Origin of the sequence: Chryseobacterium piperi, from assembly GCF_002285635.2 — a bacterium.
Taxonomy (GTDB): domain Bacteria; phylum Bacteroidota; class Bacteroidia; order Flavobacteriales; family Weeksellaceae; genus Chryseobacterium; species Chryseobacterium piperi.
This window is the reverse complement of record NZ_CP023049.2, coordinates 761,871-773,942: the sequence shown is the minus strand read 5'-3', so window position 1 is coordinate 773,942 and position 12,072 is coordinate 761,871. Positions and strand designations below refer to the sequence as shown.

Sequence of the window (12,072 nt, the reverse complement as noted above, 5' to 3'; positions counted from 1 at the left end):
TACTATTCAGTTTTTAATAAATCCATTTACTTTTAAAACAAAAAAAAACGGAACCGAAGTTCCGTTTTTAAAATATACTGTTTCTATTGTGTTGCTTTCATAATAGCTGTGGTAATCTGATTTTCTTTTTCCTTAGAATAAGTGGAATCAAAAGGCGCCATAATATCAAATAGATATTGGTAGAATGGTGTAATCTTCTGTACATTTTCAGATTCGCTCATCGCTTTTTCTTTGCCCATCTGCTGAAGGTCTTTGACAAATACATTGAATTTTTTATCAATAGGTTCTATGGACTTCACTAAATAATCATAGGCCTTATCTTTTTGGCCAATTGCAGTGTAAGCAGTTGTTACAGCAGATACCACAAGAGAATATTCCATAGGTTTTGCTCCCATTGCTCTTCTCAGATACCTCTGCTCACCAGGAGCAAGACTTAGATAATAATCATATTCATCAAAAATTCCTTTCTTAAGAATTTCTGCCAGCTTTAATCCTTTTTGCTCCTGACCCGCTACGATATATCCGTAAACAATAGAGCTTAATGAACGTGGATCATTGTATTTTTCTACTGGAATTTCTTTTGCTGCCAAATCCAATAATTCAACTGCTTTAGCTTTCTGTCCGCTCAGAGAAAGTGCTGCCGCCGCTCTGCTTGCCGAGCTTCTGTAACTGATAATATTAGATGTAGCTGTTTCATCGAAATGGGTATTTAAATCTTTAAAATTCCCCCATCTGAAGTTTTTCACCACATTATATAATGAGTTGGCATCTACCCTTCCCATATCACCATCATTGTTTGGTGGCGTGTGGATAGGAATCAACCTGTAGCTGAAACCGTCAAACTGAAGATACTCGTCCAGATAGAAAATATTTTCACTGTCATAAATACCTCCTGAAGAGAAGTTGATCGGTCTTTTCCAGTCAAAATTAGCCAGAATATCAAACATCATCAGGTTGCTTTTATATAATGTATTGGCTTTATAATCGATCATGATCTGATTGACTGCATTAGGCAAGTCAGCCTGATTAATGATTCCTGCTCTTAATGCATTGTCTTTATTCACAGGTAAGATAAATTTACTTACCGGAAGGAAGTTGTACTTTTCATAACGAGCTTCACCAAAGATCATTTTTAAAATCTCATCTTTCTCCGGAGATTTCATTTTAATGAAATTCACCGCTTCTTTTAAGGTAATGGAATCCTGTGTAAGATATTTTCTGAAAGATTGGAATTCCGTGGCAGGAGCTCCTTGCTGCTGAAGATTATCAAAAATATTTTTCCAATCTTCTTTCTTCATTAAATAAACCTGATCATTAGATCCATCCCTGTAGTCTTCATGTGTCAACTGACTCGGAATTGGATTCGCATTATAGGTTTTTCTTTTTACCTGATCGATATTCCATGGAGTAGATAAAAGTGTAAAGTTGATTACTTTAACATCATCACGGAATCTTTCAGTTTCCTGAATAGCCCAAACCGGATATGTATCATTATCTCCATATACAAATAAGATTCCCTCTTTTGGTAATGATTTTAATACTGAGTATGAATAATCATAAGCCGTATATCGGTTACTTCTGTCGTGTACGTTATAATTCTGGAATCCCATCATGAAAGGAACTCCTAATAATATTACTCCGGCAACAATATTAGCTGCATTAGATTTTACTTTAGACTGAATGAACCATAAAATAGCACCCGCTCCTAAACCAATCCATATGGCAAAAGCATAGAATGAGCCCACCATTGCATAATCTCTTTCTCTCGGTTCGAAAGGTTTTACCCCTGTGTAGAAAATAATCCCTACACTGGTTATAACAAATAATGATAATATCGCATAGAATCTTCCAAAGTCTCTGTTCAGCTGGAAGAAGAATCCAATTAATCCTAAAATTAAGGGTAAGAAGAAAAAGGCTACCGTACTTTCGTTTTTAAATTTAGCCGGCATTTTATCCTGGTTTCCCCACAACGCATTATCAATGAAAGAGAATCCGGAAATCCAGTTTCCTTTTGTGCTTTCCATATTTCCTTCCAAGTCATTTTGTCTTCCAACAAAATTCCACATCAGGTATCGTACAAAATAATATCCGTTCTGGAATGTAATAAAATAATCCATATTCTGAGCCAGAGAAGGCTTTTGAACATTAATAAGATTGTATGGTTTTACTTTCAGATAATCAGAAGCAGTAATGGACTTATCTTCGTATTTCTTTCTAAGGTCATCAAAAATTTCCTTCGCCTGAGGATTATCAGCTACATCTTCATTTCCATAGTTAAAGGTAAAATCAGGTGCTCCATACATCGAAATGTAGTTGGCCATCACCGCCTTATCCTCATTAAACATTCTCGGCATTAAGCTGATCTGAGACTTGCTGAAAACATAATTGAAACGATCTCCGGTCTTTCGGTAAGTACCGGTTTTCTCATCTTTCTCGAAAATTTCTCCGGTTTTCTTTGTTTTAAAACTTCCGTCTTCATTTTTTTCAATTCCGTTAGCATCAAGAAAAGCCGTATAGTTTTGCCCGTAGATCGTTGGCCAGTCTCCATACTGCTCTCTATTATAATAATCCAGCATTCCAATAGCCGTATCCGGATCATTAAGGTTCATCGGTGGATTAGCATTCGCTCTGATTGGAATTACCATCCAGCATGAAAAACCAATCATCATATAAACAACAGATAAAGCAACGGTCTGATAAACATTTTTCTTACTTCTTCTCGCATATTTAATAATGAAGTAGCAGATCGCAACCATAAGAAGGAAAGCGACAATAGTTCCTGAATGGAAAGGAAGCCCTAAACCATTCACAAAGAATATTTCAAGTTTTCCAAACATGGTCATGATTAATGGGAAAATAATCTTAAATACGATAATTAAAATTCCCAATGTAATTAAGTTAGCCCAGATAAAGCTTTTCCAGGTAAACTTATAATTTCTTGCATAATATACTAGACAGATTGCTGGAATAGACAACATACACATCATGTGCACCCCTACTGAAAGTCCTACAATAAAGAAAATAAGAATGATCCATCTTTCATTATCCGCAGCCGTATATTCATTTTCCCATTTTGTAATCAACCATACCAAAAGAGCGATAAACATAGAAGCCATGGAATATACCTCTCCTTCTACAGCCGAAAACCAGAAAGTATCAGAAAATGTAAAACATAAAGCTCCGATTACACCGGCAAAAAGAATGGATATTTCCTGATGTTTCGTTACTTCTTCAAAATCTTTGTTCAGTAACCTTCTTACAAAGTGAGTAATGGTCCAGAACAAAAATAAAATAGTAAAGGCGCTGAATAGCGCAGACATCGCATTGATTACGATAGAATAATTTTCTCCTTTCCCCAATGCAAAAATAGCCGCAACAGCACCCACAATCTGGAATAAAGCAGCTCCCGGGGCATGTGTTACCTCTAATTTTACAGCAGAAGAAATGTACTCTCCACAATCCCAAAAACTAAAGTTGGGTTCTATGGTTGACAAGTACGTGAAAAATGCAATGACGAAAATAATCCACCCTAAAACGGTGTTCCATTGCCTAAAAGTCCAGTTTTTCATAGTATAAAATCAATTACGCGAAAATAGGGTTTTTATCTCATTTTATGCTGATTTTAACATATTTTAAAAATACTGATGTAGTATTTGAGAGCATATTGGTACAATGATTGAAGATGAAAAAACAACTAATTATCTGATGGCGACTTAGAAATCAAACAAAAGTTTAGAAATTATTTATTTTTTTGTATTTTTGCCCTCAGATTTTTATTGAAAAATAACAAATAATGAGTAATGTTTACGATAATATCCTTGGCCTAATAGGAAACACTCCTATGGTGAAGCTAAATACTGTAACGAAAGATATTCCTGCAACCGTTTATGCCAAGTTAGAATCATATAATCCTGGACATTCCACTAAAGATAGAATCGCACTTCATATTATAGAAAACGCTGAGAAGAAAGGTTTATTAAAAGAAGATTCTGTAATTGTAGAGACTACATCTGGGAATACCGGGTTTTCTCTTGCAATGGTTTGCATCATCAAAGGATACAAATGTATTTTAGCAGTAAGTGATAAAACTAAACCTGAAAAGATTGCCTATCTTAAAGCACTTGGTGCTGTAGTGTATGTTTGTCCGGCGAATGTTCCGGCTAACGACCCCAGGTCTTATTATGAAGTAGCAAAGAGAATTGCTGCAGAAACACCTAATTCGGTATACATCAATCAGTATTTTAACGAATTGAATATTGATGCCCATTACCAAACTACGGGACCTGAAATCTGGGAACAGACGGAAGGTAAGATTACCCACCTTTTTGCGTGCACCGGTACTGGTGGAACGTTATCAGGTTCAGCAAAATTTTTAAAAGAAAAAAATCCGGATATCAAGATTATCGGAGTAGATGCTGATGGCTCTATTTTGAAAAGCTATCATGAAACCGGAGAAATTCATAAAGAAGATGTTCATCCTTATCAGATTGAAGGAATGGGAAAAAACCTGATTCCAGGTGCTTTGCTTTTTGAAAAAGTAGATGAGTTTGTAAGGGTGAATGATGAAATGTCAGCATACAGAACGCGTGAAATTGCATTAAAAGAAGCCATCATGGGTGGATATACGACAGGTGCCGTAACACAGGGCCTTATACAATATGCTCAGTCTCATGAATTTTCAAAAGACGATCTGGTTGTACTCATCTATCCGGATCACGGATCAAGATATATAACCAAAGTATATAGCGACAAATGGATGGCTGAACAAGGCTTCGTCAATAATTGTGTACACAACTACGATGAAGTGTTTAAAACAGAATTCATCAAATAAAAATAACAAATACTATACAATAAAGCCTTTTTTGTAGATCACAAAAGGCTTTTTTACTTAAAATTACTAATAAAATGTTGGATATTTTTGAAAGAATAAAAGAAAATCCAGGACCTCTTGGACAATTTGCAGATTATGGAGAAGGCTATTTTATTTTCCCAAGACTTGAAGGGCCTATCGGACCTAGAATGCAGTTTCAGGGAAGAGAAGTAATCTTCTGGAGTGCTAATGATTATTTAGGATTATGTAATCATCCTGAAGTATTGGAAGCTGATGCAAAGGCTGCTGCTCAATACGGAATGTTTTATCCGATGGGAGCAAGAGCTATGTCCGGAGAAACAGAACAGCACCTACAACTGGAAAGAGAGCTTGCTGATTTTGTTCAAAAAGAATCTGCTTATTTATTAAACTTTGGATACCAGGGAATGGTTTCCACTATTGACGCTTTAGTTAACAGAAATGACGTAATCGTTTATGATGTAGATTCACATGCATGTATCGTGGATGGTGTAAGACTTCATTCAGGAAAAAGATTTACGTACAGACACAATGATATTGAAAGTCTTGAAAAAAACCTTCAAAGAGCTACTAAAGTAGCTGAAGAGAACGGAGGGGGTATTCTTGTAATCACTGAAGGGGTTTTCGGAATGAGAGGCCAGCAGGGAAAAATTAAAGAAATTTGTGACCTTAAATCAAAATATAACTTCAGACTATTGGTAGATGATGCTCATGGTTTCGGAACTCTTGGAGAAACAGGAGCCGGAGCTGGAGAAGAGCAGGGATGCCAGGATCAGATTGATGTATACTTCTCTACTTTTGCCAAATCAATGGCAGGTTTTGGAGCTTTTATTGCCGGAGATAAAGAAGTCATCAGATACTTAAAATTCAATTTAAGATCTCAGATTTTCGCTAAATCTCTTACGATGCCAATGGTAATCGGTGGTCTTAAAAGACTGGAATTATTAAGAACAAGACCGGAGATTAAAGCAAAACTTTGGGAAAATACATATAAACTACAAAACGGGCTTAAAGAGAGAGGGTTCAACATCGGGGATAGTAATACTTGTGTAACACCGGTAATGATGCAGGGAACACCCGTAGAAGCTACCCTTCTGGTAAAAGACCTAAGAGAGATCTATGGTATCTTTACTTCTGTTGTTGTTTATCCTGTAATTCCTAAAGGAATGATCTTATTAAGATTAATTCCAACAGCATCTCACACTGATTCTGAAATTAATGAAACATTGGCTGCTTTTGAAGCTATTCACGACAAATTAATGAGTGGGCATTACAAAGAGCAAGCTGAACATTATCTTAAAGAGAATAATATTCAGTTTAAAGCAATTTAAAATAAAATATAAAAGGTCATTTGAAATACAATGGCCTTTTTTATCTTCATCTATCCGTTTTTGTATTGGAATCTATTCCGGATAATTGTCGAAAAGAAAAATGAATCAGACTACCCTATTCGTTAAACATCGTTAAAATTTTTAAGCTTCATTATTTTATCTAATAAATTTGCGTCAAAATGAATTTATATGAAAAATTCTAAATATATTAAAGTAGCGATCATCAGCTTTTTCTTTTTTTGTTTTACAACAGCTAATGCTCAGCGTTCTTATATTGAAGATCATAAAAATATCGCTACGGAACTGTCAAAGCAGTATGGAATTCCGAGTTCAATCATTTTGGCTATTGCTATTGTTGAATCAGGAGCCGGTACCAGCAAAGCCAGCAAAACACTTAACAATCATTTTGGCATTGTGGGAAAAAATGATGTTAATACTTCCAGATTTAAGAGTTTTAATTCTGTACGCGAAAGTTATGAGGCCTTTTGCCGGATGCTTTCCAGAAAAAAGCTTTATAATCAGCTAAAAGATAACAACAACTATAATGATTGGGTTAAAGCCATTGCTTCTTCGGGATACTCTACAAAACCCAACGAATGGATGAAAAAAATAAATTCAACTATTGCTAAGTTTGGCTTACAGAAATAGGTTTCATATTATTTTTTACAAACTCTTATTTTTTGTGCAGTCCGGATATAATAATTTAAAATAAATTTGTAAAAATTTTCCTATTGAAAGATCTTCTTCTTATCACTCCACCTTTTACTCAGCTTAACACTCCTTATCCTGCGACAGCTTATATTAAAGGTTTTTTAAATACCAAAAATATTTCCAGCTATCAGCTGGATCTGGGAATTGAAGTTATTCTGGACTTATTTTCTAAAGAAGGACTCCAAACTATTTTCAATAAGGAAATAAGTCTTCAAAACGCATCAGAAAACTCTCAAAGGATTTTTGCTTTAAGGGAAGAATATTTAAGAACCATTGATCAGGTTATACTTTTTCTTCAAGGGAAAAATCCCACTTTGGCAAGACAGATCTGCAGCATGAACTTTTTACCGGAAGCCTCCCGATTCAATCAGTTAGATGATATGGAATTTGCTTTTGGAAATATGGGGTTACAGGATAAAGCTAAACATCTGTCAACGTTATATCTGGAAGATTTATCAGACTATATTGTTGAAAATGTGGATGCTGATTTTGGTTTCAGCAGGTATGCTGAGCGCCTGGGGAAAAGTGCTAATTCTTTTGATGAATTATATCTGAAATTACAAGGCCAGCAGACGTTTATTGATAATATTACTCTACAAATCTTAAAGGAAAAACTGGAATTTGTTCAACCTAAACTGGTTTGTTTTTCTATCCCTTTTCCCGGAAATTTATATTCTGCTTTCAGATGTGCCCAATTCATTAAAGAAAATTTTCCCCATATCAAAACTGCGATGGGTGGTGGTTTCCCCAATACTGAATTAAGAGAAATAAAAGATAGCCGGGTTTTTGAATTTTTTGATTTTATCACCTTAGATGACGGAGAACTTCCCATTGAACTTCTCTATGAAAATCTAAATATTCCCGTCACAACTGCCGAATTCAAAAGAACTTTTTTAATTGAAAATGAGAAAGTTACTTATATAAATAATTCAAAAAGACACGATTATAAGCAATCCGAGATTGGAACACCGGAATACACGGATTTGCTCCTCGATCAATATATTTCCGTTATCGAAATCGCTAACCCAATGCATAGCTTATGGAGTGACGGAAGATGGAATAAACTGACAATGGCTCATGGCTGCTATTGGGGGAAATGTACATTCTGTGATATTTCTCTGGATTACATTAAAATTTATGAGCCTATCTCTGCAAAAATTCTGGTAGACAGAATGGAAGAACTTATCAAAAGTACAGGAGAAACAGGATTCCATTTCGTGGATGAAGCTGCCCCACCCGCTTTAATGCGAGAAGTCGCCTTAGAAATTTTACGGAGAAATTTAGTCGTTACTTGGTGGACCAATATTAGATTTGAAAAAAGCTTTACTAAAGACCTATGCTTTTTACTGAAACTGTCCGGTTGTGTTGCCGTTTCCGGAGGATTGGAAGTCGCCAGCGATCGTTTATTGAAACTAATTGATAAAGGAATCTCAGTAGAACAGGTAGCTCAGGTAACCAGAAATTTTACAGAAGCGGGGATTATGATCCATGCTTATCTCATGTACGGCTACCCTACCCAGACTGTTCAGGAAACCATTGATTCTTTAGAAATGGTTAGGCAATTATTTGAAATGGGGATTTTACAGAGTGGATTTTGGCATCAGTTTGCTATGACCGCTCATTCACCGGTTGGTTTAAATCCTGAAGAATTTGGAGTTACCCCTATCAAACAGGAAATTCTGTTTGCTAATAATGATATTGATTTCACAGATAAAACGGGAATCGATCATAGCCAGTTTAGCTTTGGTCTCAAAAAATCCCTTTTTAATTATATGCATGGAATTAATTTCGACATTCCATTACAGGATTGGTTCACTTTTAAAATTCCGAAAACAACCGTTCATCCGGATTATATTCATGATTGTCTTTTAGAGGAAGAGAATTTTTCATTTAAAGGGAATTCAAAAGTTATTTTTCTGGATAGAAATGTAATCCGTGAGAATTACATCAAAACGAAAAAACAAAATTCATGGCCATATACACAGCTCACGTTCCATTTAAAAACAAATATTGTAAAAGTAGATATGGAACAGGAAAAAGCGGAATGGCTCATGAGAATGTTCGAAGAAAACTCTAAAGTGAGTAGTAAAAAAATTACTCTTCAACAATTGAAAACCCAATTTGAAGAGAATTTTGAGGATTTCGAATTATTTTGGTTTTCAAAGCCGGTACAGCAACTAAAGGATAATGGCGTTATTTTGAGTTTGTAATCTTAATTTTAAAAAAATTTTAACATCGATTTTGTCATTCCGTAGGAATCTAGATTCTGACTTTTATAAGGTTCGTTGAGATTCCTACGGAATGACAAAGTTTATGCAGATTCATTTGAATATTTTGAAAACGAAGCAGATTGATTAGCAAATAAATTTCGAATCCAACTAAATGATAGATCTTTTATTTCTCAACGCCATCCTTCACAACCTGCCCAACAATCACTTTCTCCTGAACTTTAATAAAATTCGGATCTAAAATTGCCATCCGTTCTGCAATAGATTTATACGTCGGAAATTTTAAAATCGAAGCTCTTCCCGAAATTTCCCTATAAAGAGTGAACGTTTTTCCACCAGCAGTCTTAATCTGTTTTGTTGTCGTAATATATTTACCGATGTACTTGCTTTTAGCATCATAAATCTCAATATCCAAAAGGGTTTTTTCTGAAATAGTATCATCGGAACCGAAGCTTACCGGTAAGTTGGTGAAATACCCTACAGGAACTCCATTACTTAGAATCTCCCCTACACTATTCACTTCAATTTTCAGCCTGTCGATCTTACTTCTCGTAGAGTAAGCATCTTTTGTTTTGCTGTCAAGTTTTCGTTTAGGGTTGTTGTTAAAAAGTTCATCCAGGTTCTTGATATTAATTCCTTTATTATCAATGAGCTTTAAACCTTTTATTGAGGTGTATACAGCAGACCTTTCTTCGCCTGAAAATGCGGATGGAGAAATGTAGTCCAGGTCTAATGTCTTCTCTCTGTTATAAACCCTGTTCAGCTGGATATAGCTATCTCTTACTGAGTCTACGATACTTTTATCAATGAATCGAATGGTATAGATGGGAGTCTCTTTCAAATCCATGAAAGTATATTCACTTGATTTGTTAGATATTTTTGCGACATGCACTCCATCAAGGCTTATAATGCCTCTTTTCGTTTTGAAATTCTGAGCATTCAGCAGCATACCCAAAACTGTAAACAACATGATTATACTTTTCCTCATAGAATCAGATTTTTACAACACATAAAAAAAAGTGTAACCAAAGTTACACTTTTTGAAAATATATTTAGCTTTTCATTTAATTACTCACAAAGGATAATCCCTTTATCATGATTAAATTCTACAACACCGCTTTTGATAGGATAAGAAAAAACAGAATCTTTTTCATTCTCCCTTGTAAAGTGTTTAGCGTATCCTTCTTCGATAGAATTAGTATACAATTTTACTTTACCGTTGATTAAAGAAGAAACGATTCCTGCGTGGTTTTTCATGATATGAAATTCACCATTCTTACCTGGCAGCAATACAGAGTTTACTTCGCCTTCAAAAACTACGTACTCTGGTGTTAAAATTTTTATATTCATTTTAATTTAGATTAAAAGATTTCAGATCTCAGATTTCAGACAACTTTTAAAGTCTCATGTCTAGTATCTGATATCTCATGTCTAACTTATTAAGCGTTATCAGCTAACATTTTTTGTCCAGCTTCAATAGCTTCTTCGATAGTTCCTTTCAAGTTGAAAGCAGCTTCTGGTAAGTGATCTAATTCACCATCCATAATCATGTTGAATCCTTTGATCGTATCTTTAATATCTACTAGTGATCCTGGAATACCTGTAAATTGTTCTGCAACGTGGAAAGGCTGAGATAAGAATCTCTGAACTTTTCTAGCACGGTAAACAACAGATTTATCTTCTTCAGAAAGTTCTTCCATACCAAGGATAGCAATGATATCTTGAAGTGCTTTATATCTTTGAAGAATTTCTTTTACTCTTTGAGCACAGTTATAGTGTTCTTCTCCAATAATTTCAGGAGCTAGGATTCTAGAAGTAGAAGCCAATGGGTCTACTGCTGGATAGATACCTAAAGAAGCAATTTTTCTATCTAATACGGTAGTAGCATCCAAGTGAGCAAACGTAGTTGCTGGAGCCGGGTCAGTTAAGTCATCCGCAGGTACATATACTGCCTGTACTGATGTAATAGATCCGTTTTTAGTAGAAGTAATTCTCTCCTGCATCGCTCCCATCTCAGAAGCAAGCGTTGGTTGATAACCTACCGCAGAAGGCATACGACCAAGAAGTGCAGATACCTCAGAACCCGCTTGTGTAAAACGGAAGATATTATCTACGAAGAAAAGTACGTCTCTACCTTGTCCGCTTTCTCCACCATCTCTATAATACTCAGCTAATGTAAGACCAGAAAGTGCAACTCTAGCTCTCGCACCTGGTGGCTCGTTCATCTGTCCGAAAACGAATGCAGCTTTAGAATCTTTCATTGCTTCTAAATCTACTTTAGAAAGATCCCAACCACCTTCTTCCATAGAGTGCATGAAAGCGTCACCATACTTGATGATTCCAGATTCTAGCATCTCTCTTAAAAGGTCATTTCCTTCTCTCGTTCTTTCACCTACTCCGGCGAAAACTGAAAGACCTCCGTGTCCTTTTGCAATATTGTTAATCAACTCCTGAATCAATACTGTTTTACCTACTCCGGCACCACCGAACAAACCAATTTTACCTCCTTTTGCATAAGGCTCAACTAAGTCGATTACTTTAATACCTGTAAATAAAACTTCCGCAGAAGTTGACAATTGATCAAATTTTGGAGCTGGTCTGTGAATTGGCAGACCACCTTCTTTAGAAATATTTTGAAGTCCGTCGATAGCATCACCAACAACGTTGAATAGTCTTCCGTTCACAGCCTCACCGATTGGCATCGTAATAGGATTTCCGTATCCTACTACTTCCTGCCCTCTTTGAAGACCATCTGTAGCGTCCATTGCAATACATCTTACTGTATCTTCACCAATATGTTGTTCTACCTCTAAGACTACTTTTTCACCGTTCCCTTTTGTAATTTCCAAAGCATCATAAATACTTGGAATTGCTTCCACATTATTAAAAACTACGTCGATTACAGGACCAATAATTTGAGAAATTTTTCCTTTAATTTGGTTTGCCATTGCTA

General features: G+C 35.6%; 8 protein-coding genes. 4 read left to right on the top strand and 4 right to left on the bottom strand.

Annotated elements, in window-relative coordinates:
- Positions 1-83: 83 nt before the first annotated feature.
- Entirely contained in the window at positions 84-3,569 is a 3,486-nt protein-coding gene (locus CJF12_RS03445) for a glycosyltransferase family 117 protein (protein WP_095591051.1), read from the bottom strand.
- 224 nt (positions 3,570-3,793) lie between these two features.
- On the opposite strand from CJF12_RS03445, the gene CJF12_RS03440 reads away from it, so the two are divergent.
- The 4 genes from CJF12_RS03440 (at position 3,794) to CJF12_RS03425 (ending at position 9,101) form a co-directional block, all read left to right on the top strand.
- The gene (locus CJF12_RS03440) at positions 3,794-4,831 is read left to right on the top strand and encodes a PLP-dependent cysteine synthase family protein (RefSeq protein WP_034685075.1); all 1,038 of its coding nucleotides are present in this window, start codon (positions 3,794-3,796) and stop codon (positions 4,829-4,831) included.
- Between the two features lie 77 nt (positions 4,832-4,908).
- Positions 4,909-6,180 (top strand): aminotransferase class I/II-fold pyridoxal phosphate-dependent enzyme, encoded by a 1,272-nt coding sequence (locus tag CJF12_RS03435; RefSeq protein WP_185097164.1) that lies wholly within the window; start codon positions 4,909-4,911, stop codon positions 6,178-6,180.
- Between the two features lie 189 nt (positions 6,181-6,369).
- Positions 6,370-6,828, top strand: a complete 459-nt coding sequence (locus CJF12_RS03430; protein ID WP_034685081.1) for a glucosaminidase domain-containing protein — start codon at positions 6,370-6,372, stop codon at positions 6,826-6,828.
- A gap of 83 nt (positions 6,829-6,911) precedes the next feature.
- Positions 6,912-9,101, top strand: coding sequence for a B12-binding domain-containing radical SAM protein (locus tag CJF12_RS03425; RefSeq protein WP_034685085.1), 2,190 nt, complete (start codon positions 6,912-6,914; stop codon positions 9,099-9,101).
- A 184-nt stretch (positions 9,102-9,285) separates the two neighbouring features.
- On the opposite strand, the gene CJF12_RS03420 is transcribed toward CJF12_RS03425, so the two are convergent.
- The 3 genes from CJF12_RS03420 to atpD form a co-directional block, all read right to left on the bottom strand.
- Positions 9,286-10,107 carry a hypothetical protein gene (locus tag CJF12_RS03420; RefSeq protein WP_034685090.1) on the bottom strand — a complete coding sequence of 274 codons (822 nt, stop codon included), beginning with the start codon at positions 10,105-10,107 and terminating at the stop codon, positions 9,286-9,288.
- An 80-nt stretch (positions 10,108-10,187) separates the two neighbouring features.
- The gene (locus tag CJF12_RS03415) at positions 10,188-10,469 is read right to left on the bottom strand and encodes a FoF1 ATP synthase subunit delta/epsilon (protein WP_034685093.1); all 282 of its coding nucleotides are present in this window, start codon (positions 10,467-10,469) and stop codon (positions 10,188-10,190) included.
- Between the two features lie 89 nt (positions 10,470-10,558).
- Positions 10,559-12,067: a F0F1 ATP synthase subunit beta gene (gene atpD / locus CJF12_RS03410; RefSeq protein WP_034685095.1), complete on the bottom strand. Its 1,509-nt coding sequence runs from the start codon at positions 12,065-12,067 to the stop codon at positions 10,559-10,561.
- Between the last annotated feature and the right edge of the window lie 5 nt (positions 12,068-12,072).

Coding starts and splice junctions, on each gene's coding strand:
- CJF12_RS03445 (WP_095591051.1), bottom strand. CDS start 3,569: ATGAAAAACTGGACTTTTAGGCAATGGAACACCGTTTTAGGGTGGATT.
- CJF12_RS03440 (WP_034685075.1), top strand. CDS start 3,794: ATGAGTAATGTTTACGATAATATCCTTGGCCTAATAGGAAACACTCCT.
- CJF12_RS03430 (WP_034685081.1), top strand. CDS start 6,370: ATGAAAAATTCTAAATATATTAAAGTAGCGATCATCAGCTTTTTCTTT.
- CJF12_RS03420 (WP_034685090.1), bottom strand. CDS start 10,107: ATGAGGAAAAGTATAATCATGTTGTTTACAGTTTTGGGTATGCTGCTG.
- CJF12_RS03415 (WP_034685093.1), bottom strand. CDS start 10,469: ATGAATATAAAAATTTTAACACCAGAGTACGTAGTTTTTGAAGGCGAA.
- atpD (WP_034685095.1), bottom strand. CDS start 12,067: ATGGCAAACCAAATTAAAGGAAAAATTTCTCAAATTATTGGTCCTGTA.